We start from the raw sequence: 25,365 nt of genomic DNA on the forward strand, positions 1-25,365 counted from the left end.
GTGAATGAATCATGAAGTCGACATGCTTCTAAGCAACCCATACGCGGCGTCGCTCGTATACGTATCGGTTACTGTGCTGTCTCTCATCGTTTTTCTGTCGTTATTTGAGTTGGTTACCAAATATAAATGCTGGACTGAAATCAAAAAAGGCAACGTAGCCGTAGCGATGGCTACAAGCGGAAAAATATTCGGTATTTGCAATATATTCCGCTTTTCAATTGAGGCTAATGAATCGGTCTACCAAAGCTTGATTTGGGGAGCGTTCGGATTTGTCATCTTATTAGCAGCCTACTTTTTATTCGAGTTTTTAACGCCTGTATTTCGCATTGATGATGAAATAGCTCGCGATAACCGTGCAGTCGGGCTTATCGCGATGATCATTTCAATATCGCTTTCTTATGTTATCGGTGCAACGGTCATTATATAGCGGAGGAAGTTATTATGAAATATTTATGGAAAGTGTTAGCTGTCATATCTGTGCTGTTTTTTGTGTTTGGCATCGTTTATTTAATGAACAATTAGAGGGGAAGAAAGAGAATGGAAAATCATTTGGTTTGTCCTTGGTGTCTGACGGATATTGTGTGGGATGAGGAAATTGGACCGGAGAAGCATTGCCCGCATTGCGGCAATGAGCTCAGCGCTTATCGGACAATAGAGCTCGGTATTGATGAAGAGGAAGATTCGGAATCATACGAGCAAGAGGCTCAGATCATCAAACCTTCAAGTACGAATATAGCCGCTGGATATGTACATCACACGGCAGCATCGCAATCATCTAATTGGTCAGATGAAGAGGATGAAGAGGATGACGACGATGATGATGCCGAGAGCTCGAAAAATAAGCGTTGGCTTGAGGAGGAAGAGGGCGGTTATCGCAGCGCTGACAGCTCATGGTTCGCTGTTCAAGATACGGTTCAGCGAATTACTGATGATCAGGACGAAGTGCCGGAATGCCCGGCCTGCCGTGAGTATATGGTTGAGACGGGTACGCATACGTTTAACGAGCAGCAATTCAAAGCTCGTATAGCTCCTTCTCTGAACGGACCAGTGCTGACCGCTCCTTTTGAGCTTAGCCTATATGTATGTCCCGCATGCTTCCACACGTCAGCCTTGCTCAGCAGCAAGGATCGCGAGCGAATGATTAAGCGTCTAACGCCAGGCGAATAACGATCAAAAAGCTGGCAATAATGGCCGGGCATGGCATGCCAGCTATAAGGGTATCTTACAAAACGTAATTCTAACCGTGTGCATGGATATACATGCTTAGGCGTGTTGCTCCATAGAACAGGAGGAATCGTTTTGGTAAAAGCTTTAGGCGGACAGGCTGTGCTGCTGCTAGTTGTTCAAGCGCTGTATGGCGTGGCGAATGTGTTGTCCGGAACCTTTGTGCCGGTGTACTTATGGAAGGCCAGCCAGTCCTATATGTTGATCGGCTGGTTTACGTTAGGCCAATATATCATGAGTGGATTAACGTTTTGGATTGCTGGAAAATGGGTCAAGGAGCATAATAAAATGATTAGTCTCCGCATAGGCATCGTGTTATCCGGCTTGTTTTATTGCACGGTGCTGCTGCTTGGGCAGCAAGCGAAGACGTATGGCGTACCGCTTGGTATTTTGAATGGTATGGCGCTCGGATTTTTCTGGCTCGCATTTAATGTCGTTTATTTTGAAGTAACAGAACCTGATACTCGGGACCGCTTTAACGGCTGGGCCGGACTTCTTGGCGCTGCGGCAGGCATCGTCGCCCCGTGGGTTTCGGGCTTGCTTATTACTTCAATGGCTGGAGAAAAAGGCTATAGGCTTATATTCACCCTGTCCATGATCATTTTCTCAATAAGTGTTGTTTTAAGCTTTTGGCTGAAGAAAAGGCATGGGCAAGGAAGCTACAACTGGAGTTATGGCTTCCAGCAGCTTATGCAGAAAGGAAATCCATGGCGCCGAATAATTCCGGCTATAGCGGCACAAGGAGTGCGCGAGGGTGTTTTCATGTTTCTGGTCGGACTAACTGTATATGTTGCGACTCAGAACGAAAGCAAGCTGGGAACCTATTCGCTTATAACCTCACTGGTTGCGTTAATCAGCTTTTGGATCGTCGGCAAATCGTTGAAAAAAAACTATCGAAAGCTAGCTATGCTGATCGGAGTCATGATGATTGCACTTGTCATACTGCCTTTATTTTGGGAAGTAACGTATACGACGCTGCTTCTATTCGGCATAGGCACTTCTTTATTTATACCTCTGTACATTATTCCAATGACCTCCACTGTATTCGATCTCATTGGACGGACGGAGGAAAGCGCAAAGAAGCGCGAGGAGTTGATCGTGCTTCGCGAAGCAGGGCTAGTCATTGGCAGAATAATCGGCTTATCCTCATATTTGATTGTGTTGCCGCTGAATCATTCAGCGGTTGCTATAACGTGGCTGTTGTTTGCGGTTGGCGTTGTGCCAATAGCTGGGTGGTGGTTTATCAGGCCTTTCTTGAAGCAGCAGCAGCGTCAGGCAACTTAGATTTGAAAAGGAGGCATTATTATGCCTAGAATTGTATCGGATATCACACAGCTCATCGGAGAAACACCGGTCGTTCGGTTGAATCGGCTTCCTGAAGCGGGCAGCGCTGAGGTGTGCGTAAAGCTTGAGAGGTTTAATCCAAGCGGGAGTGTGAAAGACCGGGCTGCTTTCTCACTTATACAGGATGCGGAGAATCGTGGCTTAATCCGTCCCGGCGATACGATTATCGAGCCTACGAGCGGAAACACAGGCATCGGACTTGCGATGAATGCGGCGGCTAAAGGCTATAAAATGATATTGGTTATGCCCGATAATATGACGGCAGAGCGAATAAAGCTGCTGCAGGCTTATGGAGCAGAGGTTGTGCTGACGCCGGCTGCCGAGCGTATGCCTGGAGCGATTCGGAAAGCGCAGGAGCTGCAAGCGGAGCGTCCGGGAAGCTATATTCCTAATCAGTTTGAGAACGAGGCCAATCCCAATATTCATAGATTGACAACAGCGCAAGAAATTATGAGACAGACGGATGGGCGACTGGACGCCTTCATTGCTACAGCAGGAACTGGGGGAACGATAACCGGAACGGGTGAGGTGCTGAAGGAGCTTATTCCTCAGCTCTATGTAGCGGTAGTGGAGCCAATGGGTTCGCCGGTATTATCCGGCGGACAGCCAGGACCTCATAAGCTTGTTGGCACGAGCCCAGGCTTTGTACCCGCAATTCTTAACACAAAAGTATATGATGAAATCATACAAGTATCGGATGAGCATGCCTTAACAACGATGAGGAATTTGGCGAGACAGGAGGGCCTGCTGCTCGGCCCGTCATCGGGCGCTTCGGTATGGGCGGCTATGCAAGTCGCAAAGCGGCTTGGCGCTGGCAAGCGCGTTCTTTGCATTGCTCCGGATACGGGTGAGCGTTATATGAGCATGGATATTTTTTGAGCAAAGCGCGGGAATGATTTATACCCATTCCCGCAGCGATTGTTTTATAATTTGACGTCTTTCCACAATATAATTTCGAATGAAGGCCGGCTCTGATAGAAAGCTATCGTAGCTGGCTTTTCTTGTATAATCATTGCGGATTGCCGGTGACAGTCGAAGAAACATGTCTTCAATTATTGGTTCCAGCTTTTGGACGGTAAAGGAAGCTTGCAACAGCCCTCTCATAATACTCTGATACTGCCTGCGGCAGGCTGAGAACATAAATAGTTTTTTGGTCAGATTGTTATAGCCCTGAAAACGCACAAGATCGCTGCCACACGGCTTACCATAGCAGTTCCTTCCCCAAGTGCCTTCATAATCCCAAGGGATAATTCGATATTTTCCACTTGTCTGGTGCTCGTAGAGCGCATAATTCTGATCAAAACCATCATAGTTACCAGTTAGTACTGCGCCTGCAAGCCACAATAAATATTGGGAAATGTCGAGCCTCCGGGCGGTGAAGGAAACGAGATTTTTGCCCGACATTGTATTCAGATTTCGTACGAATGAAACTAATTTTTTTTTCGATCCGGATTTACCGTGCATCAGCTCGTACCCGTCAAATAAGGAAGACTTGCTGTTTTTCGATAGGGGATCTATCAGACTGAAATCTGCGCTGTCGTTAACCGCATAAAAAAGCGATCGATAATTAATGCGTCGCTTCGCAAAAAACAACCGATCAACCGCTTCGATTTCTAAGTAAACACCTTGCGGCACGTCGTTAATGATTAGCCAAAAGTGATCCGTTTCCGGCGAAGGAACCCCGATTTTATTGAAAAAATAGAACGAAAGCGCGTTTCTCATCATGGAAGGATCGTCATATTCAGCGTTCCAATGAAACGTTCTTCCATCTTTCAGACGGATCTCATAGGATTTCTTGGAATAATTGCGCGTATGACCGCCCCGCAGTCCAAGCTCTGCCTTAAAGGATTGTCCCTCTGCTTCCAGTTCCGCTGGCTTAAATTCTCTTCCCCAAGCATTCGCTTGGATTTCCTGAAGATCGAAATCATCAATACGTATTGAGCGGACAGGTAATGTTGTCGTAGCCATTCCACCATCTCCCAAGGCAAAAGATAAAGCCTACCGTTAGTCGATAGGCTTTTGATCTTATTTACCTTATTCAGCTCATGCCTAGATGGTCACAACAAACTTTCTCATACATCATTAGAGCTAAGCTTTGCCTTTTTCTTGTGCTGCCGGATCTGAACGTATGCCTCTCGAAATGAAGATAGTATAAATTATGAATCGACTCTATGAGCCGGAACGGGTAATATGCTTAATCTTTAATAAATAGATAGTAATCTAGTACCTCAGGTATAGGGGATACATATAAATATATTACATATCATCTCTCATGATAGATGAAGGTGAAACAAGTATTGGAGGGATGCTCGCCACAGTTAAATCATTATGCTGGTGTTTAAGTCAAGGCGTCGGATGTGATGATACGTTTTTTTACTAACGAAATTATCGGAGGGATTTATTTATGAATTACTGGTATAACAGTGATAATGTTGCTGGTCAGATGGATCTAAGTGATGGCCGCCAGAAAAGCAACCGGCATCATAAGAGTAACAGAAGCAGCCAAAGCAACCAGCATCATAAGAGCCACAAAAGCAAAGACGATTTTCTAGCTAGTCTGTTAGGTAAACAGGTTAAAATTAACCGCGGCGGTCCAGAATCGCTTCAAGGCAAATTGCTGGCTATCAAAAGCGATCACTTAGTATTAAGCACAAACGCAGGCGTTGTCTATATTGCTAGCAGCCATGTGAAAAGCGTAACCGAGATGCAAGGCGGTAAAGACAATAATAAAAACGGTAATAAAAGTGGTAATAAAAGTGGTAATAAAAGCGGAAAACGTGATTCAGACTTTATTAACGCCAACAACTTTATGGGTGTAGTTCGTGCCATGAACCAAACCTTCGTACAAATAAACTCAGGCGGCCCAGAGAAGGTGGAGGGCTTCCTTGCACAAGTTGGCAATCAATCCATCCTGCTTGTTGCAGGCAAAGAAGCGCTGCAAATTCAAAACGATCATATTAAAACGATTAAAGCAGCAGGCGGTAATAAATCTGGTGGAAACAACAACAAAAACGAAAAAAATGACAAAAACGACAACAATGACAAAAACAAAACGCAAGGAAACCGGACAGGAGGCAACCGCTCTGGCGGCAACCGCTCTGGCGGCAACCGCACGGGTGACAAGCATACCAGCAGAAATCGTAACGGCGGAAGAGGCCGTTCCAATGCCAACTCTAGAACACAAGCACAAGGAACGACTCGACGTTCGACTAAAAAAGGTTAAGCGTTTTCCGGGCAAAGGTGAAGACCGTTGCCCGGTTTTACTACCTATTCGGATGAAAGGAGGTTGATCATATGAAAAACCGTCATCCGCTGCTGGATCGGCAGGTCGAATTGATGATATCAGGGAAAGTGGCACCCATACGTGGCAAAATGATCGAGTTTGGTCAAGACATTTTAGTGCTTCATAATGGCATGCAATTTTTGTATGTACCACTTATTCATCTGCAGCAGCTGCGTATTTCGAAACAAGAAGAAGAAGTATTTGAAGTTCCTGACATGCCTTTTGAGCCTTATAGTGAACCGATCTCTTACCGTAAAATATTAATGAACGCGAAGGGCATGTTTTCCGAAATTTATATCACAGGAAATCAGTCCATACACGGTTATTTGACGTCCGTTATGAACGATTTTTTTGTTTTTTATTCCCCAGTCTATCATACAGTCATCATTTCGCTCCAGCATTTGAAGTATTTAATTCCTTACAATCCGAACGTCACGCCGTACACGTTAACGCCGGAGCAATTTCCCCTTAAGCCCTCGCCTATAACGCTTGCAAGGACGTTCGATCAACAGCTGCGCAAATTAATCGGTGAGTTTGTTGTTCTGGATCTAGGTGAAAATTCGAACAAAATCGGAGTGCTGAAAAACGTGAATCAAAGCATGATTGAGCTGGCAACAGCAAGCGGCGATGCTGTATTTTTGCACTTTGATCATGTGAAGACGGTGCATATCCCATAACCAGGGAGACTGTTCTCTTAGCCGGCAATGCGGTTTGAGACAGTCTTTTTGTTTGTTACGATTAAGAAATGCAAAAACAAACATTCAAAGCAGGTTATCGGGGTAACATACAGTTTGAGCTTATTCAAAATGGAAAATAGGACTGGAATTAGGCGCATAAATAAAGGAAATATGGTCATAATACGGTTGGCACGAAAAAAGGAAAAGCTAGCCTATTAGGAGGGTGACAGATGATTCAACCACTGACCGCAAAAGAGCTCGAGTACATTGCAGACTCGATGTCTAACGAGGATTTGTTGATCAAGCAGTGCACCGCATTGGCGGTAACGGGAACAACACCGGCCCTGCAGCAGTTAAGCATGCAAATGCTGCAGACGCATCAGCAGCACTATGATTCGCTAATGCATGCTTTGCAGCACCATCAGCAAATCGCTCCAACACAGCCGCAGCAATAATTGCAGCAGTCGCTAATTACTTACGAATCACCAGGATTCACTATTCATTGAGGAGGGCTTAACGATGTATCAGCAGCAGTCTCATTCTATATTGACAGAAGAGGATTTGGCGGGCACAATCCTTGCTGATTTGAAACGGATCGTCCGCGAATATGCAACAGCCGCAACAGAATCGACTTGTCAGGATATTCGTCAGATGTTCACCAAGCTGACCAACAGCGCACTGACGCTGCAAGGCCAGCTGTTTCAAGTGATGCAGCAGGCAAATATGTATAACACGTCATCACAGGCGCTTCGTCAGGATCTGGACAAGCAGGTGAAGCAGTATCAGCAAACAAAACAAAAAACGATGCAGTTCGTGCAGCAAAATCTGGGACAGCGGCAGGGACAATCGATGTATACGCCGTCTATGCAGCAGCCATCCGGTCAGCACCAGCAAGGCAGCCAGCCGTATTATATGTAAAGAGTCTAAGACCCTTCGGGGTCTTTCGTTTTTTTCTTTGCAGGAACAATAAATTCGGTGTAAAATGTTCTTTATAATCGCAGGCGTTACTGGAAGGAGTTAGACGATGAACGAATTACAGTTGAAGGTGCTAGAGCTGCTGAAAGAAGATGCTCGTAGGGATGCTGATCTCATCGCAACGATGCTGGCCGTTCCGGCCCAGGAAGTAAAGCAGGCGATCGCAGAGCTTGAGAATGAGCATGTTATCGTGAAATATGCTACGGTTGTGAATTGGAGCAAGATTGACGATCAGAAGGTGACGGCATTAATCGAGGTTCAAATAACACCAGAGCGCGGTCGCGGATTTGAAGGAATCGCGGAGCGCATTTATTTATATCCGGAAGTGAAATCGGTATATCTTATGTCGGGAGCGTATGATCTTCTCGTAGAGGTGCAAGGCAACAACCTGAAAGAGGTTGCTTCATTTGTTTCAAACAAGCTGTCACCGATTGATGCGGTATTATCAACCAAAACATTTTTCATATTGAAAAAATACAAACAAGACGGCATTATCTTCGAGGAGCATGAAGGTGACCATCGGCTGATGGTTTCGCCGTAAATAAAGGGTGATGGCAATGATTAAAGACGAACATAAACAACCCTCCACACCTGTGCAACATCAATCGATGGCTGATTATTTGTCCCCGCTCGTCCGGGGCATTAAACCGTCGGGTATCCGTCGGTTTTTTGATTTGGTCAGTACACGCAGGGATGTAATCACTCTAGGAGTAGGCGAGCCCGACTTTGTGACACCTTGGCATGTTCGTGAAGCGGCGGTATATGCGCTGGAAACCGGTAAAACGCAATATACATCCAATGCAGGCATGCCCGAGCTGCGTGAAGCGATCGGTCAGTATTTGAATGATCAATTCGCTGTGGAATACAATCCTGGGAGTGAGATTGTTGTAACCGTTGGCGGCAGCGAGGCGATCGACCTTGCGCTTCGCGCTTTAATCGCTCCAGGCGATGAAATATTGATACCTGAGCCATGTTATATCTCCTATTCGCCAATTACTGCGCTAAGTGGGGGGAAGCCGGTAGGCATCGAGACGTATGCGAAGGATCAATTCAAGCTGAAGGCAGAGTCGCTTAAAGCGGCTATTACACCACGTTCAAAGGTACTTATTTTATGTTATCCAAGCAATCCGACTGGCGGGACGATGACGTACGAGGATTGGCTTCCGATCGCAAAGCTCGTTGAAGAGCACGATCTTATCGTGATTTCGGATGAAATATACGCAGAGCTTTCTTATGGCACGAAGCATGTAAGCTTTGCTGCTATGCCGGGGATGAAGGATCGCACCATTCTCGTCAGCGGCTTCTCCAAAGCGTTCGCAATGACTGGCTGGAGGATGGGCTATGCTTGCGGTCATCAGGATTTGATCGCAGCCATGCTCAAAATTCATCAATATACTGTGATGTGCGCGCCGATCATGGCCCAATATGCGGCTCTTGAAGCGCTTCAGCATGGATTGGAAGAGAAGGATAAAATGGTTGAGGCATATAATCAGCGTCGCCGACTTGTCGTAAAGGGCTTTCGAGAGATTGGACTGGACTGTCATGAGCCGCAGGGCGCGTTCTATGCGTTCCCTTCTGTTGCGTCAACAGGATTAACAAGCGAGCAGTTTGCGCAGCGTCTGCTTGATGAAGCAAATGTAGCAGCGGTGCCGGGCGATGTATTCGGTCTTGGCGGTGAAGGTCATTTGCGCTGTTCCTATGCAACCTCGGTTACAAATTTGGCGGAAGCGCTCGATCGTATTGGGCAGTTCGTATATAAATTGAAGCAGGGCTAGGATAATTGGTGCTTGCCAGAAACAAACAGCAGGTCAGGAGTATATCCGGCCTGCTGTTTCTATGAATAAAGAGAATGGAAGGGGTAATAGAATGAGATTGTATACACGTACAGGAGACAGCGGTCAGACTTCGCTGATAGGCGGGCGAGTACGCAAGGACGATATTCGGGTGGAGGCTTATGGAACGATCGATGAGCTGAACTGCTTTGTCGGACAAGCCGCTGCAGAAGCTGCGAAGCATGAGCAGCTGGAGGAAATGGCGGAATGGCTCATTGACATTCAGCAAGAGTTGTTCGATTGCGGATCAGATCTAGCCTATGCACGGGAAGGCGCACCGCTGAAAATCAATGCGGAGCCGGCATCGCGATTAGAAGGCTGGATCGATCGCTATATTACGGAGGCGCCTGAGATTACCCGGTTTATTTTACCGGGGGGAAGCTCCGTATCTGCGCTGCTGCATGTATGCAGAACGGTATGCCGCAGAGCCGAGCGCCGCGTTGTCACGCTTGCAGAGGAGCACGCGATTAATATGGAGGTGCTCATCTATTTGAACCGTCTGTCCGACTTTTTCTTCGCTGCCGCAAGAGTCGCGAATGCTAAGCTGGGCGTGCCGGATACGGAGTATGTACGGAGTGGGGAAGTATTCCGGAAGCGGAGGAAATGACGGATTCGATGGATCAGCAGTACTATAAGCCGCTTATTGCTATCGTTAGCGAAGCCGAGCACGGCAAGACCGTACGGACTGTGCTGGAGCGGCAGCTGGGTGTATCCCGCAAGCTGCTGTCGCAGGTCAAGCTGACGGAGCATGGTCTCACGGTGAATGAGAAGAGAACCTATACAACAGCGCCGGTCTCTCAGGGCGATGTCATTCGTTTACGGATGGAGCGGGAAATATCGGAGGATATTTTGCCTCAGCCGATTCCAATCGAGATTGTGTATGAGGATGAGGAGCTGCTGATCGTGAATAAGCCGGCCGGGATGATCGTGCATCCCACGCATGGCCACTACACGGGGACACTCGCTAATGGAGTCGTCTATCATTGGCAGCAGAAAGGAGAGCGGGTACGCTTCAGGCCCGTTCACCGCCTCGATGAGGATACGTCAGGAATCGTAGCGATTGCAAAAACCTCATATGTTCACCAGCAGCTTTCCGAGCAGATGCAGGCAAACGGCTTTTTGAAGCAGTATCGGGCCTATGTGTACGGTTGCCCTGAACCGGCAAGCGGTACCGTTGATGCGCCGATTGACCGTGATCCGGATGAGCCGCACATTCGAATCGTAACGCCTGATGGTTATCCATCAGTAACTCATTATACAGCATTGATGAGCTTTATCAGGGCTGATGAGCAGAGGCCTCTTGCTGCTGCAGTCCTCTTAAAGCTGGAGACAGGAAGGACCCATCAAATCCGGGTGCATATGCAGCATATCGGCTGTCCCTTGATTGGGGACAAAATGTATGGTCCGAAGCAGGGCGCGGTTATAGAGTGGGAGGAAACGGCGGGCCGTCAGGCGCTCCATGCCGAGATACTCGGCTTTACACATCCGATAACGCGTGAATGGATGGAATGGAAAGCGCCGCTGCCGCCTGAACTTGCCTTATTAGAGCAAAAACTTTTGCAAGCTTGAGAGTTGGAACAGTATAGAGTAGGGAATTAGGGAGGAAATATAGCTGTGATTACACAAAAACCATTAACAATTATTCAATATCCGAAATGCGGCACCTGTAGAGCTGCCGTTAAATCATTGCAAAGTAAAGGAAATGAACTAGTATCTCGCCATATCGTAGAGGAAACGCCTACAGCCGCCGAGCTGAAGGAGCTTGTAGCAAACAGCGGCTTGGAGCTGAAAAAGTTTTTTAATACTTCAGGCGAGGTGTACAAGGAGCTTGGCCTGAAGGACAAGCTGGCTGGGATGACCGAGGATGAAAAATATGAGCTGCTCGCATCGAACGGTATGCTCATTAAGCGTCCGATTGTGACGGACGGCACGAAGGTGACTGTAGGCTTCAAGGAAGAGCAGTACGAGCAAGCGTGGAATAACGGAAAAGGGTGATCAACCGATGTCGCAAATGAAATGGAGGTCAGAGCGGCTGTCGCTGCTGGGCTCCTCGATTTTTGCCGAAGTAGCCTCATGGAAAATGGCAGCCGCAGCAAGCGGAATCGACATTATCGATCTTGGCATCGGCAGTCCGGACCAACCCCCGACGCCTGCGGTCAGACAGGCGCTCAGCGAAGCGGCGCTTCGCGATGATATGTACGCGTACCCGGCTACAAAGAGCGGACTTCCGTTCCGTCAAAGCGCTGCGGCTTGGATGCAGCACCGCTTCGGTGTGACGCTTGACCCGGCGAGTCAGATCGTTACTCTGCTCGGCTCGCAGGATGGGCTGGCGCATTTGGCAATGGCGCTCTGCGATCCGGGCGATATGGCGCTGCTTCCTGATCCCGGCTATCCAATCTATGCTGCATCATTAGCATTGGCTGGAGTAGAAGCTGTACTTATGCCGCTGCGTGAAGAAAATGGGTTTATGCCGGATTTGGAAGCTATTTCGGATGAGGAATGGGATCGTGCGACGTTCATATTGCTGAATTATCCGAACAATCCAATATCAGCGGTCGTTGATTTAGCATTCTTCGAGCGGCTGCTGGACAAGGCTCGTCGACATGAGGTGCTGGTTGTGCATGATTTGGCTTATTCTGAGATGGGCTTTGACGGCTGCGAGCCGCCGAGTATTTTGCAAATACATGGCGCAGCAGAGCAGGCCGTTGAATTTCATTCGTTGTCCAAAAGCTTTAATATGGCAGGCTGCCGGATCGGCTTCTTGGCGGGAAATCGTGAAGCTGTTGGTGCACTCCGAGAGCTGAAGGCGAATATCGATTACGGCATATTCGATCCTGTTCAGGAAGCGGGAATCGTTGCGCTTCAGGAAGCGATGTCGAATTCGTCGACGCCAAAAGCAGGCAAGCTGTATGAGCAGCGACGGGATGCGTTCATCAAGGCGCTCCGCGAAGAAGGCTGGCCGGTTGCTGCGCCGAAAGCGACGATGTTCGTATGGGCGCCGCTGCCCCCTATGCAGTGGTCACTGAACGAGTCTTGGAATTCGCGCCGAATTTCCCAGGAAATGCTTAAGGCTACCGGCGTTGTCGTTGTGCCGGGTGAAGCGTTCGGATCAGAAGGTGAAGGCTATGTTCGGATTGCGCTTGTAGAAAGCGAAGAGCGGCTAAAGGAAGCGGCGAGAAGAATTGGAAGCTTCATTCGCGGCAATAAATGATAGAATAAGAAGGAAAGATGATGAGAGGAGCTAGTCGTAATGAATGAACAGCGTTTACTATTGGTAGACGGTATGGCTATTTTATTCCGGGCCTATTTCGCGACATCCTTCGGCGGCAGCATCAGGAGGACGAGCACAGGCGTTCCAGTGAATGCGGTGCACGGCTTTGTACGCTACTTCATGGACGCAATCAAAACCTTCAATCCTACTCATGTGGCATGCTGCTGGGATATGGGGAGCACGACCTTTCGTACGGAGCAGTATGGGGGCTATAAAGGGAATCGTCCAGCTGCACCAGAGGATTTAATTCCCCAATTCGATTTGGTTAAGGAGGTCGTGGCCAGCTTCGATGTGCCGAATATCGGCATCGTAGGTTTCGAAGCCGATGATTGCATCGGCACGCTGGCGGCGATGCTTAAAGATCAAGCTGAAATCTTCATCGTGACCGGCGATCATGATATGCTTCAGCTCGTTGATGACCGCGTAACGGTTGCGATCATGAAGAAGGGTATCGGCAATTATATGGTGTATACGCCAGTGAGCTTAATGGAGGAGCGTCAGCTAACGCCAGCTCAAATCATTGATTTAAAAGGATTAATGGGAGATACGAGCGACAACTACCCCGGCGTGAAGGGCATTGGCGAGAAAACGGCTCATAAGCTCATCCTAGAGCATGGCTCGATCGAAGGACTGCTCGCTAATCTCGATGCGGTATCCAAAACGATTCGCGCAAAAATCGAAGCGGACCTCGATATGCTTCATTTATCGCGCCAATTGGCAACCATTCGTTGTGATGTACCGGTTTCCGCCGCGCTTGATGGCTGCAGTTGGTCTTATGACCGCGATAACGTATTGCGAAAGTTTGACGAGCTGGAGTTTAAAAGCTTGTTAACCCTAATTAGTTAGACATATTGAAGGAGCCCCCTAATGTTAAATGGAGGGCTCTTTTTTTGCGGCGTAATAGCGTGAAATAAAATAGTCGAAAAGTCTGATTTTAATGAAAGTTTAAGAAATAGTGTTGACCTGTTCTTTTTAAAGAACTAAAATAAGATTATTGTTTCTTATAACGTCGAGTATGCGGATGAGACACTTTGTTTCATGAATGGATCTATTCTGATTGAAGGAGAATATTATGATTGGGGAACGGATCAAAAGGCTACGGGAAAAAAAGGGCTATTCGATAACGAAACTTGCTGATCTTGCAGGCGTATCCAAGTCCTATTTGAGCTACATTGAACGGAATATGCAGAACAACCCCTCTCTTCAGGTGATGGCTAAAATCGCGGCTCCTTTGGATTCAAACATTGAATATTTGCTTGGAGAAGAGCATTTGCCTAAAATCCATGAGGATGAAATTTTAGACGAGGAATGGCGTTCTATTATTAAAAATGCCGTTGACGAGGGAATGAGCAAAGGGGATTTTCAAGCTTTAAAAGATTTGATTCGTTCGAAAATGTGGAAGGGAAATTCGCAGGATACGAGTGGTGCATTAAATGAAAAGAAGAAAACATCTAATATTATTATTTTTAAATTTGATGATTAAAGGTTTTGAAAAAATGAAAACTTGTATTGACATGTTCTATATTAAGAACTATTATTGTGTTAATGTTCTATATAACAAACAACGTTAGTGGGTGTGCAAATGGATGGTAAACAAGAAGACATGCAGACAGTGCGCAGCGAGAAAGAAAAAGTGAGAGAAATAAACATCAAGGCGATATACCTGGTAATCCGAAAACGTCTTTGGCTGATCGCCCTCTTAACAATTGTCTTGACGGTATTAGCAGGCATGTATAATGCAAGGCCCGAATCACCGCTGTATTCTGCTTCTTCACGATTGATCATCGCTGCGAGTCAGGAAACGCTTGGTACGGTAAGAGTGCTGTTTCGGGAGCCGATCGTATTAAATCGGGTCATAGAGGAGCTTGGACTAGAAAGCTCCGCCGCTCAGCTGCGAAGTCAAATCAGAGTAGACTCTGTAGATGGATCGCTTGTGACGGTCGTATCGGTCATTGATACGGATCCGAGGTTAGCCGCCGATATCGCCAATACCGGCGTTGAAGTTTATAGGCAGGTTGCTGCCGAAACACTAGGCGTTACAGGTATTAGAGTATTAACTACGGCTGAGGAAAATCCATTTCCGATTAATGAAAAAGGCAATACGATCGTTTTCGCCGCATTTTTGGCTGGTCTTATTTTTAGTATTGGCCTCATCTTTCTCTTGGATTCTCTCGATGATTCGATCAGGACGGAGCGCGAAATTGAAGAGTTGCTGGGTTTAACGATGCTCGGTCAAGTATCAAAAATGAAAAGAAGAGATTATGTCAAACAAACGAAAAAGCAAAAAAGCATCCTAGCGCGAGGTGAGACCATTGGTTCGTGAACGAAAAACAGCGCCGAAGTCATTCGTGAATAAAAGCCTGTTAGCCTTAAATCATTCTCATGGCTTTATTTCAGAGCAGTATCGAACGATAAGGAACAATATCCAGTATGCCGCTAACGGCAAAAAAGTGCGTACCTTGCTTGTGACCTCCCCTTCAGAGGGTGAAGGCAAGTCAACAGCTACTGTTAATTTAGCGATTTGCATGGCGCAGCGTGGAGATCGGGTATTGATTATCGATGCTAATTTCCGCAATCCGATTTTACATCAAATTTTCAACGTGCAGACGTCTCCGGGCCTCTCGAATGTGCTGGGACAGCAGCTTGATATACGTGAAGCAATCTATACCAGCGAGGTTGAAGGTCTGGATATTCTGCCGAGCGGGCTTCGTTATTACAACACGACGGAGCTGCTGGATTCTCAGCTGATGGTTGATGTGTTGGAATATGCGGTGTTGCATTACGATATCATTTTGCTCGACTGTCCTCCTGTGCTGGGCGTGCCTGATACGAGTGCGCTCGTTAGCAAGTGCGATGGGGTGATCCTGCTGCTGAGGCACGGCAAAACGCAACAGGAACAGGCCAAGGAAGCTAAACGAGCATTGCTGTTTGCGAAAGCAAATATTCTTGGCGTCATACTCAATCAGAAAAGCGTTTGATGAGTTTAATCGGAGCGCTTTTTTTATGAATGACTGTTCTTTATAAAGTACAACTTCGTTTTCAAAATGGATGCGTTCGTTCGGTAATGTCTCCTCACCGTTATCAATGGAGGCACTCGACCGTGCTGTGGGCGGAAGGAAGCCTTAGACGCCAGTCGTCAAGGGTGCGGTGTGAGGGGGGGTTAAATGCCCTGGTCTTAGCATTAGAGTTTTCAACTAAAAGGTTTTGATGAAGACCTTCTAGTTAAACACTCTAATGAAGTGTCACTGGAGTGCTCGCATTTTTTTGATGTAATTTCTGGAGAGGGTGAACCGACTTTGACATTTCGGCAACGGTTATCATTATTGATTTTAATTGATTCGTTTATTGTATTAACGGCTATTTTTTTTAGCAGGTTTTTATTGGATGCTTCTCTTGATGTGTTCACTATTCCTATCGTGATTAGCTCGATTACTTTACTAGTAAGTCATCATTTCTTCTCCTTCTATTACAAGCTCTATAAGAAGGCATGGGAATATGCGAGTGTTGGAGAACTGCTGATCATATCGAAGGCGGTTTCCTTGTCGATTATGTCAGCTGGGGTCATTCAGCAAATTTTCGTTCAGGATGTTTATTTTCGGTTGCTCGCCGTAACCTGGATGATTCATATGCTGCTAATTGGCGGCTCCAGACTTTGCTGGCGCATATTTCGAGGACGTTACAGCAAAAATAGCGGTCTGCGCAAGCGCACGTTAATTCTTGGCGCCGGCTCTGCTGGTACGATGCTGGTCAGGCAGCTTCTAAACAACAGCGACACGGAGCTGCTGCCTGTCGCATTCGTTGACGATGACAGCAACAAACACAATTTAGATATTATGGGCATTCCGGTAATCGGCGGTATCTCGAGCTTAGAGAGGATTGCTCGAGAGCATAAAATCGATAACATTGTTATCGCCATTCCTTCCCTTAATAAGAAGCAGTTGAATACAATCTTTACCGAGTGCGCGAAGACGAAGGCGAAGACGCAAATCATTCCGATGCTGGAGGATCTGGCTACAGGGAAAATATCCGTTAATCATTTTCGCGACGTGCAGGTGGAGGATTTACTTGGCCGGGAGCCAGTAGAGCTTGATATTGACAGTATTTCGGGCTATGTGACACAGAAGGTTGTCATGGTTACGGGAGCAGGCGGCTCGATCGGTTCGGAGGTATGCCGGCAAATTTCGAAATTTTTACCGGAAAAGCTTATTTTGCTCGGTCACGGTGAGAACAGCATATATTCCATCGAGCTGGAGCTAAAGGAGCTTTATGGACATACCAAGATTCAATTTATTACGGAGATTGCTGACCTGCAGGACGCAGCCAAAATGCTGTCTGTTATGCAAACGCATCGTCCGCAGGTTGTGTACCATGCAGCTGCTCATAAGCATGTGCCTTTAATGGAGAGAAATCCGGAGGAGGCCTTCAAAAATAATGTGCTTGGGACGCTGAATGCAGCGAAGGCAGCTAGTGCATGCCGTGTTGAAACCTTCGTTATGATCTCAACGGATAAAGCGGTCAATCCGACAAGTGTTATGGGAGCTACGAAGCGTATTGCAGAAATGGTTATTCAGCATATGGATTGCAACAGCTCCACAAAATTTGTCGCCGTTCGATTCGGCAATGTGCTTGGCAGCCGGGGCAGCGTTATTCCGCTGTTCAAGAAGCAGATCGAGAAGGGCGGCCCCGTTACGGTTACACATCCCGATATGGTTCGGTATTTTATGACGATACCAGAAGCATCGAGGCTGGTCATTCAAGCAGGTGCGCTTGCAAGGGGCGGCGAAATCTTCGTCCTGGATATGGGAGAACCCGTGAAGATTAGCGATCTGGCGCAAAATGTTATCCGGATGTCCGGTTATTCAGTAGAGGAAATCGGTATTCAATATACCGGCATCCGCCCAGGAGAGAAGCTGTTTGAAGAAATGCTGAAGGAAAATGAAATCAACGAGCAGCAGGTTTATCCGAAAATCTACATCGGTAAATCCTCGGAAATTTATTATGAGGAAATTGAAGAGATTATCCGGGATTTTAGTGGCATGAACAAAGCGGAATTGCGGGTTCGTCTGCTTGATCTTGCAAATCATGTTGTTGTTTTGCCGGACTATGTGTCGGTAACGGGATAAATAGAAGGAGAGATTAAAATCGATGAAGGTAAGAAAAGCAATTATTCCGGCAGCAGGACTAGGGACACGATTTTTGCCTGCAACAAAAGCGATGCCGAAGGAAATGCTTCCCATCGTAGATAAGCCAACCATTCAATACATAGTGGAGGAAGCGATTGAATCTGGTATTGAGGACATCATTATCGTTACCGGCAAGCACAAACGGGCCATCGAGGATCACTTCGATAATTCGGTCGAGCTCGAGCAAATATTGATGGCCAAACATAAATTCGAGCTATTGAGCGAGGTTCGCAAATCATCTGATATGGTGGATATTCATTATATTCGGCAAAAGGAGCCAAGGGGTCTGGGTCACGCGATCTGGTGTGCTCGGAAGTTTATAGGCAATGAGCCTTTCGCCGTGCTGCTAGGTGATGATATTATTTCGGCGGAGAAGCCTTGTATTAAACAAATGATGGAGAAATACGAACAGTACCGTACCTCCGTTATCGGTGTTCAGCGAGTAGAGGAGGAGACGGTCTCTCGCTACGGCATTGTAGATGGAACTTTGATGGAGCCATCATTCCATCAAGTTAAGCATCTGGTAGAAAAGCCGCCGCAAGAGGAAGCACCGTCAAACATGGCAATCATGGGACGTTATATTTTGAGTCCAGCCATATTCGACATACTGGGAAGCATATCGCCTGGTGCTGGCGGAGAAATTCAGCTTACGGATGCGATCGCGGCTTTAAATTTGTCCGAGGCGGTCTATGCGTATGAGTTTGAAGGGAAACGGTATGATGTAGGCGAGAAAATGGGCTTTATCCAGACGACAATTGAATTTGCCCTGCAGCGTAATGACTTGCGCTACGAGCTGCTGGATTACCTGTCGCAGATGCTGGAGAGAGAAGGAGCACGCAAATAAAAATGATATAAGGTGGTATACATGCCAAATAAAATATTATTTTGCGCGACCGTTGATTACCACTTCAAGGCGTTCCATCTGCCAGTGATGGAATGGTTTCAGCAGCAGGGCTGGGAGGTTCATGTCGCCGCGAAGGGCGATATGGACCTTCCTTTCGTTGACAGGAAATTTAATTTACCGATTGAGCGGTCACCCTTGCGCTTAAACAACGTGAAGGCCTACCGTGAGCTGAAAGAAATAATCGAAGACCAAAACTACCAAATTATTCATTGCCATACGCCAGTGGGAGGGGTGATCGCGCGTTTTGCAGCCCAGGGAGCCAGAAAAAACGGAACAAAAGTAGTCTATACGGCGCATGGCTTTCACTTTTGCAAAGGAGCCTCGGTTGTGAATTGGCTTCTTTATTATCCCATCGAGAAGAGGCTTTCGGGCTTGACCGACTGTTTGGTTACGATTAATGAAGAAGATTATAATCTTGCAGTTGCGAGAGGCTTTAAAGCAAAACGTATTGCGCATGTGCATGGAGTAGGCGTGAATCTAAATCATTATAATCCTATTCCACAAATTGAAAAATGGCGATTACGTCAGGAACTTGACTATCGGACTGATGATTTTCTTATGTTCTACGCGGCCGAATTTAACAAAAACAAAAATCATAAACTGCTCCTTCACGCGCTAGCTGAAATGAAGGACCAAGTCCCGCACGCGAGGCTGCTGCTCGCCGGTCAAGGCCCTCTTTTGGCTGAATGCCGTGAGCTGGCGGAGCAGCTTGGTATTTCTGCCATGGTGAATTTTCTCGGTTATCGGAAGGATATCGACCGACTGCTGCCGATGTGCGATGTCGCCGTTGCATCCAGCCTGCGCGAAGGGCTGCCTGTCAACATTATGGAGGCGATGGCCTGCGGTCTGCCAATCGTGGCGACACGTAATAGGGGGCATACGGAGCTGGTAGTTGAGGGAAAGAATGGATATTTGCTTGCTCCTGATCAAGTAACGGAATTTGCTAGCATGCTTCTAGCGCTTAGTCGTAATGGAGAGCTAAGACATCGAATGGGTGCTGTGAGCGCGGATATTATCAAAAAATATTCATTAACTCAAGTTGTGCAAGAGTTAAATGACATTTATAAGCCATTGATGAAGCAGCGGCAAGACGAAATGGAGAGATTGCAGTGGGTAGTCCTATAAGAATATTACATGCTGTCGTGAATATGAATCGCGGCGGCGCTGAGACGTTCCTTATGAATTTATACCGCCATATTGACCGTTCTAAGGTTCAGTTCGATTTTCTCACCTGCAAGGAAGGCGTGTTCGATGAGGAGATTAAAGGTCTTGGCGGCAAAATTCATCGAATTCCGCACATTACTGCGGTCGGACACAAAGGCTATATGCAAGCGTTGAATCAGTTTTTTCAGGATCATGCCTCTTATCAGGTGATTCATTCGCACATGGATAAAATGAGTGGCTTCGTGCTGCGAGCGGCTCGCAAGGCAAGTATTCCCATTCGAATAGCGCATAGCCACAATACCAGAAGCGAAGGCGGAATCGCCGCTCGCCTTTATAAATGGTATGCCGGGACGTGTATACACACCTCGGCAACGCATTACGTGGCTTGCTCAAACGCGGCGGCCCGGTGGTTATTCGCCGGCAGGGAGAAGTCAGCGCTTATTATGCAAAACGGTATCTCTTGTGAGCAATTTGCTTTTTCCCCAAACATCCGTTCGAAGATGCGTACAGACCTTGGCGTTTCGGAAGATATGCTTGTTATCGGTCATGTAGGACGGTTCGCTCCGCAAAAAAATCATACCCTGCTCATCGACATGTTTAATCAACTGCAGCACAGGGTAGCCGACAGTATGCTATTGCTTGTTGGCGACGGCCCGCTCCGGCCCGCTATTGAACAGAAGGTCAATGAGCTTCAATTAGCGGATAAAGTGAGGTTCCTTGGTATAAGGAGCGATATTGCTCAACTCCTTCAGGCTGTTGACGTGTTTGTATTTCCGTCTCATCATGAGGGGCTTCCGGTCACGCTTATAGAAGCGCAAGCAGCGGGATTGCCAAGCATCATATCCGATCATATTACGACAGAAGTAGATATGGGTATCGGCTTAGTTCATTTCTTCTCGCTAAAGGATCAAGAAAGCGGCGTAAATCAAATCATTGAAGGGGCAAGGAAGCCATCGCGAATAATCCCTTCCGGCGCATTAGCACGCAAAGGTTATGACATACGGCAAACAGCGCAGTTGGCGACGGAATTTTATTTATCCCAATTCGAGGTGAACAATGAAGACTTTAACCGTGTTTACGCCCACGTATAATCGGGCTTATTGCCTGTATCAAGTATATGACAGCCTGCAGCGACAGACGTGCAAGGATTTTCAGTGGCTGATCATCGATGATGGCTCGAGCGATGGAACCGAGGAGCTGGTTGCTGGCTGGATAAGCGAGCAGCGCGTACCTATCAGGTACATCCGTCAACAAAATCAAGGGATGCATAGCGCTCATAACACTGCGTATGAGGAAATGGAAACGGAGCTCAACGTATGCATCGATTCCGATGATTATATGCCTGACGATGCGGTAGAGCATATTGTAGCCTTCTGGAGCCAGCACGGCAGTGATAAGGTTTGCGGCTTTGCCGGGCTAGACGCGTATTCCGATGGAAGTATCGTAGGGTCAAAGTTTCCGGAGCAGCTAGCAAGCTCGACCTTATTTGATTTGTATCATAAGCATGGGGTTACCGGCGATAAGAAGCTGGTTTATCGCACATCGTTGAGCAAGCTTTATCCTTATCCGCTCTTTGAAGGAGAGAAATATGTTGGCCTAGATTACAAGTATCATTTGCTAAATCAGCAATATAAGCTGCTACTTCTGAATAAAGTACTATGTCACGTTGAATATTTGCCGGATGGCTCTTCGCGAAATATGCTGATGCAGTATCGGAAAAATCCGCAAGGCTTTGCCTTTTACCGCAAATCGCTTATGCAGCTGCCGACCGGAAGCAGCGTGTTCAAATACCGGCAGGCGATTCATTATGTATCGAGTAGCCTATTGTCCAGGAACAAGCAATGGCTGCAGGAAGTGCCTTCCAAGGCATTGATTATTTCGGCATTCATTCCAGGGCTGCTCCTTTATGGATACATTACGATGAAGACGAGGAATGCATACGTCCCGAAAGGAACGACAAATGACTATCCTGTGGCTTAACTTAGCGGTCGTTTTTATGTTTGCTCTCGTTGCCAGATATTTTTCGGTGCCTGCGTCAGTCGGACCATCACCCATTCAGCCAAACAAAATTTTGGCCGCTGCGGCGGCGACTTCGCTCATCCTGGTATCGGGATTGCGAAATAATATCGGGGACACCTTCTTTTATATGCATGGTTATGAGGTTAATAACTTTGAGTGGGATATCATTGCCCAAGAAAAGGATATGGGCTTTAGCATTTTGCAAATGCTGCTCAAGCAAATCACGGAGGATCCACAGATTCTGCTCATCACGACTGCTTTGGCGACGAATATGATTATTGCAATCGTGATGTATAAGTATTCAAGAATGTTCGAATTAAGCATGTATGTTTACATTACATCAGGAGCGTTCATCGTTTCGATGAATGGACTTAGACAGTTTCTTGCAGCAGCCATTGTTTTTGCGGCTACAAAGGCTCTGCTTGAAGGCAAGTGGAAAATATATATGCCGATTGTCCTTTTCGCGGCTATCTTTCACCAAAGCGCGCTCGTCATGCTTCCTCTTTATTTCATCGTTCGGCGAAAGGCATGGACAGGCGCTACGTTCTCTTTATTATTAGTTGCCATTTTGATTGTTGTAGGCTTCAACCAATTTTCTGATCTGTTATTCTCGGCCATTCAAGGCACTCAGTACGCCCATTATCAGCAATTTGAAGAGGGTGGAGCGAGTATTATTCGAGTATTTGTTTATGCCCTCCCGCTTATTGTCGCCTTTTTCGGTAGGGAAAAGCTTAGAGTTTTATTTCCGAAAAGCGATATATTAATAAACATTTCCGTCATCGGTATTGTAATGATGATCATCTCGACTCAAAACTGGATTTTTGCTAGAATGACGATTTATTTTAATCTGTATCAATTCATATTGATTGGCTGGATTGTGAAAGTGTTTCGTGAGAAGGATCAGAAATTCGTTTATTTTGCTATTTTAGTTTTTTATCTGCTATTTTTTTATTTTGAAAGTGTCATCACATTGGATATTCGATATTCGAGCAAATATTTAATATGGCCATCGTAAAGGAGGTAGCAAAGTGAGCACAACTGAAAAAATTCCTCGCATTCTGCATTATTGCTGGTTCGGGCGGGGAGAGAAGCCACGGAAAATCGTCATATGCATACGAAGCTGGCAAAAGCAATTAGGGGACTAGCAAGTGATGGAGTGGAATGAGGACAACTTTGATATTTCCTCCAATCGCTATGTGAAGGAAGCTTATAAGTCCCGGAAATATGCGTTCGTAAGTGACTATGTTCGTTTATATGCGCTTTATAAGCATGGCGGCATTTATTTGGATACGTATGTCGAGGTGATCAAGCCGCTCCATTCATTCCTTCATCATGAAGCTTTTTCTGGATTTGAAGATGAAAAATTTCTAAGCCTTTTATCCGCGAACGTATTTTAGCCCGTATGACTATATTAACGGAGGTAATTTCATAACCAATAACAGTCATACCATCTATCGCTTTGCCCATCCTGGCTTCCTACACATGTTCGTCTAAGAGTAGAACAAAAGAGAGTCGTAAGTCGTGTCGTCGGTCCAAAAATGATCTCGAAAATGAGGCAACTGCTATCATCCAACTAACGATTTTATAAATTGAATTACAGGAGTACCTTCTAATGATGAAACGATTGTTTGATTTGATTATTTCTAGTATTTTGTTCATTGCATTGTCGCCTATTATTGCGTTAACCGCGATATTGGTTCGGATTAAGCTCGGCTCGCCGATCGTATTTAAGCAGCAGCGTCCAGGCCTGCATGGCATTCCTTTTTATGTATATAAATTTAGAACGATGACATCGGAGAAGGACAGCATGGGGCTATTGCTGCCTGATCACATGAGATTGACGGCTTTCGGTATTCTTATGCGCAAACTTAGCCTGGATGAGCTTCTACAGCTGATTAATGTCATCAAAGGGGAGCTCAGCCTAGTGGGGCCACGCCCTTTGCTTATGGAATATTTGCCGCTGTATAACGAAGAGCAAGCGAAGCGGCATCTTGTACGCCCAGGCATCACCGGCTGGGCTCAAATTCACGGCCGCAACGCGGTCTCGTGGGAAGAGAGATTTGAGCGCGATGTGTGGTATGTGAATAATCAAAGCTTGGCGTTAGATTTCAAAATTATATTGTTTACAGTGAAGAAGGTCATTCGATCCGAGGGCATATCGAATGTCAATCATGTGACGATGCCGGTGTTTCAAGGAACGACTACCCCTAGTGAAGGATAAAGCCATTTTTCGAGCAGGGGCAGTGTTTGGGAGATGGCTTCTTATTTTTTAAAATAACGAGATGAAAAAGGATGTGTGGCGACGTGTCAGCAATTGAATTGAAACGAATTTATTTATCCCCTCCTCATATGAGTGGAAAGGAGCGCAACTATATTGATGATGCGTTTGAATCTAATTGGATTGCTCCGCTGGGACCGAATATAGATGCGTTCGAGAAACAAATGGCAGCCTATACGGGCGCAGCCGACGCGGTTGCGGTTAGTTCAGGGACAGCAGCTATACACCTATCCCTGCAATTGCTTGGCGTAGGGGCAGGGGATACCGTGTTTTGCTCAAGCTTCACCTTTGTAGCGAGCGCTAATCCGATCCGTTATTGCGGGGCGGAGCCCATCTTCATTGATTCCGAGCCGGATACGTGGAATATGTCGCCTGAGGCGCTCCAGCGGGCTTTTGAGGATTCGAATCGTCAAGGGAAGCTGCCAAAAGCGGTTATTGTCGTTCATCTCTACGGGCAAGTAGCGAAGATGGACGAAATTATTGAACTGTGCGAGCAATATGAGGTTCCTGTAATCGAGGATGCAGCGGAATCGCTGGGCTCTACTTATAAAGGCAAGCAAAGCGGCTCCTTCGGCAAGTTCGGTATTTATTCGTTTAACGGGAACAAAATCATTACGACATCGGGAGGCGGCATGCTCATATCGGACGATGCGGAACTGTTGCAAAAAGCTCGTTTTCTTGCTACGCAAGCAAGAGATTTTGCACCGCATTATCAGCATAGCAGCATAGGATACAACTATCGCATGAGTAATCTGTTAGCTGGCGTCGGCAGAGCGCAATTAGAGGTTTTGGAGGATAGGGTTGCAGCAAGAAGAGCGATATTCGAAAATTATGAACAAGCTTTTTTAAACCGGAGAGGCATTGGCTTTATGCCGGAACTAGATGGAACGCGGTCTAATCGCTGGCTTACGGCAATGACGATTGATGAGCAGGAGACAGGTGTCGCGATCTCAATGCTGCTTGATGCATTAACAGCTGCTAATATTGAAGCGAGACCGCTCTGGAAGCCGCTTCATATGCAGCCTTTATTTGAAAATAATCGATTCTACTCCCACACGGATGGGGAACCTGTATGCGAGCGTTTTTTCAAGAGCGGAATTTGCTTGCCGTCAGGCTCAAGCATGACGGCACTCGATCAGGTCCGGGTTATCGACTGCATGAATAGTTTATTTGATGAACTTGCGAACGAAAGTGCTCAATCGGCCTAATAA

The 25,365-nt window shown here is 46.6% G+C and carries 27 protein-coding genes and 1 pseudogene; 27 read left to right on the forward strand and 1 reads right to left on the reverse strand.

Translation table 11 applies throughout. The annotated features are described in order from the left end of the window. Window positions 1-4 precede the first annotated feature (4 nt). From ACO9K6_RS09180 to cysK, 4 genes are all read left to right on the forward strand, one after another. A complete protein-coding gene (locus tag ACO9K6_RS09180; protein ID WP_424767252.1) occupies window positions 5-427 on the forward strand; it encodes a DUF350 domain-containing protein in 423 nt (140 codons plus the stop codon). A gap of 110 nt (window positions 428-537) precedes the next feature. Next, window positions 538-1,167 (forward strand): hypothetical protein, encoded by a 630-nt coding sequence (locus tag ACO9K6_RS09185; protein WP_424767253.1) that lies wholly within the window; start codon window positions 538-540, stop codon window positions 1,165-1,167. Window positions 1,168-1,299: 132 nt separating this feature from the next. Then, complete coding sequence (locus ACO9K6_RS09190) at window positions 1,300-2,508, forward strand: MFS transporter (RefSeq protein WP_424767254.1); 1,209 nt, start codon at window positions 1,300-1,302, stop codon at window positions 2,506-2,508. 21 nt (window positions 2,509-2,529) lie between these two features. Beyond that, window positions 2,530-3,447 carry a cysteine synthase A gene (gene cysK, locus ACO9K6_RS09195; RefSeq protein ID WP_424767255.1) on the forward strand — a complete coding sequence of 306 codons (918 nt, stop codon included), beginning with the start codon at window positions 2,530-2,532 and terminating at the stop codon, window positions 3,445-3,447. Between the two features lie 18 nt (window positions 3,448-3,465). Here the strand turns inward: cysK and ACO9K6_RS09200 are convergent, their stop codons facing one another. Beyond that, entirely contained in the window at window positions 3,466-4,536 is a 1,071-nt protein-coding gene (locus ACO9K6_RS09200; RefSeq protein WP_424767256.1) for a CotH kinase family protein, read from the reverse strand. 436 nt (window positions 4,537-4,972) lie between these two features. On the opposite strand from ACO9K6_RS09200, the gene ACO9K6_RS09205 reads away from it, so the two are divergent. From ACO9K6_RS09205 to ACO9K6_RS09315, 23 genes and pseudogenes are all read left to right on the forward strand, one after another. After that, window positions 4,973-5,791 (forward strand): DUF2642 domain-containing protein, encoded by an 819-nt coding sequence (locus ACO9K6_RS09205; protein ID WP_424767257.1) that lies wholly within the window; start codon window positions 4,973-4,975, stop codon window positions 5,789-5,791. A gap of 71 nt (window positions 5,792-5,862) precedes the next feature. Continuing rightward, window positions 5,863-6,528 (forward strand): DUF2642 domain-containing protein, encoded by a 666-nt coding sequence (locus ACO9K6_RS09210; protein ID WP_424767258.1) that lies wholly within the window; start codon window positions 5,863-5,865, stop codon window positions 6,526-6,528. A 230-nt stretch (window positions 6,529-6,758) separates the two neighbouring features. Beyond that, window positions 6,759-6,983, forward strand: coding sequence for a hypothetical protein (locus ACO9K6_RS09215; RefSeq protein ID WP_424767259.1), 225 nt, complete (start codon window positions 6,759-6,761; stop codon window positions 6,981-6,983). Between the two features lie 64 nt (window positions 6,984-7,047). Beyond that, window positions 7,048-7,446, forward strand: a complete 399-nt coding sequence (locus ACO9K6_RS09220) for a spore coat protein (RefSeq protein WP_424767260.1) — start codon at window positions 7,048-7,050, stop codon at window positions 7,444-7,446. 106 nt (window positions 7,447-7,552) lie between these two features. Next, complete coding sequence (locus ACO9K6_RS09225) at window positions 7,553-8,044, forward strand: Lrp/AsnC family transcriptional regulator (protein WP_424767261.1); 492 nt, start codon at window positions 7,553-7,555, stop codon at window positions 8,042-8,044. 16 nt (window positions 8,045-8,060) lie between these two features. Then, entirely contained in the window at window positions 8,061-9,278 is a 1,218-nt protein-coding gene (locus ACO9K6_RS09230; protein WP_424767262.1) for an aminotransferase class I/II-fold pyridoxal phosphate-dependent enzyme, read from the forward strand. Window positions 9,279-9,369: 91 nt separating this feature from the next. Continuing rightward, entirely contained in the window at window positions 9,370-9,942 is a 573-nt protein-coding gene (locus ACO9K6_RS09235; protein ID WP_424767263.1) for a cob(I)yrinic acid a,c-diamide adenosyltransferase, read from the forward strand. Further along, on the forward strand, window positions 9,939-10,904 hold the full coding sequence (locus tag ACO9K6_RS09240; protein ID WP_424767264.1) for an RluA family pseudouridine synthase: 966 nt from the start codon (window positions 9,939-9,941) through the stop codon (window positions 10,902-10,904). Before ACO9K6_RS09235 ends, ACO9K6_RS09240 begins: the two co-directional genes overlap by 4 nt. A gap of 45 nt (window positions 10,905-10,949) precedes the next feature. Further along, window positions 10,950-11,330: an arsenate reductase family protein gene (locus ACO9K6_RS09245; protein WP_424767265.1), complete on the forward strand. Its 381-nt coding sequence runs from the start codon at window positions 10,950-10,952 to the stop codon at window positions 11,328-11,330. Between the two features lie 7 nt (window positions 11,331-11,337). After that, a complete protein-coding gene (locus ACO9K6_RS09250) occupies window positions 11,338-12,546 on the forward strand; it encodes an aminotransferase class I/II-fold pyridoxal phosphate-dependent enzyme (RefSeq protein ID WP_424767266.1) in 1,209 nt (402 codons plus the stop codon). A gap of 39 nt (window positions 12,547-12,585) precedes the next feature. Then, window positions 12,586-13,452 (forward strand): 5'-3' exonuclease, encoded by an 867-nt coding sequence (locus tag ACO9K6_RS09255; RefSeq protein ID WP_424767267.1) that lies wholly within the window; start codon window positions 12,586-12,588, stop codon window positions 13,450-13,452. Between the two features lie 226 nt (window positions 13,453-13,678). Further along, window positions 13,679-14,089, forward strand: coding sequence for a helix-turn-helix domain-containing protein (locus ACO9K6_RS09260; protein ID WP_424767268.1), 411 nt, complete (start codon window positions 13,679-13,681; stop codon window positions 14,087-14,089). Between the two features lie 99 nt (window positions 14,090-14,188). Next, window positions 14,189-14,929: a YveK family protein gene (locus ACO9K6_RS09265; RefSeq protein ID WP_424767269.1), complete on the forward strand. Its 741-nt coding sequence runs from the start codon at window positions 14,189-14,191 to the stop codon at window positions 14,927-14,929. Continuing rightward, complete coding sequence (locus tag ACO9K6_RS09270; protein ID WP_424767270.1) at window positions 14,919-15,584, forward strand: CpsD/CapB family tyrosine-protein kinase; 666 nt, start codon at window positions 14,919-14,921, stop codon at window positions 15,582-15,584. The genes ACO9K6_RS09265 and ACO9K6_RS09270 overlap by 11 nt, the downstream gene beginning before the upstream one ends. A gap of 318 nt (window positions 15,585-15,902) precedes the next feature. Beyond that, window positions 15,903-17,729 (forward strand): polysaccharide biosynthesis protein, encoded by a 1,827-nt coding sequence (locus ACO9K6_RS09275; protein WP_424767271.1) that lies wholly within the window; start codon window positions 15,903-15,905, stop codon window positions 17,727-17,729. Between the two features lie 22 nt (window positions 17,730-17,751). Continuing rightward, window positions 17,752-18,633, forward strand: coding sequence for a UTP--glucose-1-phosphate uridylyltransferase GalU (galU, locus tag ACO9K6_RS09280; RefSeq protein ID WP_424767272.1), 882 nt, complete (start codon window positions 17,752-17,754; stop codon window positions 18,631-18,633). Between the two features lie 21 nt (window positions 18,634-18,654). Next, window positions 18,655-19,818: a glycosyltransferase family 4 protein gene (locus ACO9K6_RS09285; RefSeq protein ID WP_424767273.1), complete on the forward strand. Its 1,164-nt coding sequence runs from the start codon at window positions 18,655-18,657 to the stop codon at window positions 19,816-19,818. Next, window positions 19,803-20,948 carry a glycosyltransferase family 1 protein gene (locus ACO9K6_RS09290; RefSeq protein WP_424767274.1) on the forward strand — a complete coding sequence of 382 codons (1,146 nt, stop codon included), beginning with the start codon at window positions 19,803-19,805 and terminating at the stop codon, window positions 20,946-20,948. Before ACO9K6_RS09285 ends, ACO9K6_RS09290 begins: the two co-directional genes overlap by 16 nt. Further along, window positions 20,914-21,837 (forward strand): glycosyltransferase family 2 protein, encoded by a 924-nt coding sequence (locus ACO9K6_RS09295; protein ID WP_424767275.1) that lies wholly within the window; start codon window positions 20,914-20,916, stop codon window positions 21,835-21,837. Before ACO9K6_RS09290 ends, ACO9K6_RS09295 begins: the two co-directional genes overlap by 35 nt. Continuing rightward, window positions 21,818-22,891, forward strand: coding sequence for an EpsG family protein (locus tag ACO9K6_RS09300; RefSeq protein WP_424767276.1), 1,074 nt, complete (start codon window positions 21,818-21,820; stop codon window positions 22,889-22,891). The genes ACO9K6_RS09295 and ACO9K6_RS09300 overlap by 20 nt, the downstream gene beginning before the upstream one ends. A 13-nt stretch (window positions 22,892-22,904) precedes the next feature. Then, window positions 22,905-23,453: pseudogene (locus ACO9K6_RS09305) on the forward strand (glycosyltransferase family 32 protein). A 38-nt stretch (window positions 23,454-23,491) separates the two neighbouring features. Continuing rightward, window positions 23,492-24,097 carry a sugar transferase gene (locus ACO9K6_RS09310; RefSeq protein ID WP_424767307.1) on the forward strand — a complete coding sequence of 202 codons (606 nt, stop codon included), beginning with the start codon at window positions 23,492-23,494 and terminating at the stop codon, window positions 24,095-24,097. 128 nt (window positions 24,098-24,225) lie between these two features. Then, complete coding sequence (locus ACO9K6_RS09315; protein ID WP_424767308.1) at window positions 24,226-25,362, forward strand: aminotransferase class I/II-fold pyridoxal phosphate-dependent enzyme; 1,137 nt, start codon at window positions 24,226-24,228, stop codon at window positions 25,360-25,362. The last annotated feature ends 3 nt before the right edge of the window (window positions 25,363-25,365 follow it).

The organism is Paenibacillus praedii (genome assembly GCF_049725345.1).
GTDB lineage: Bacteria > Bacillota > Bacilli > Paenibacillales > Paenibacillaceae > Pristimantibacillus.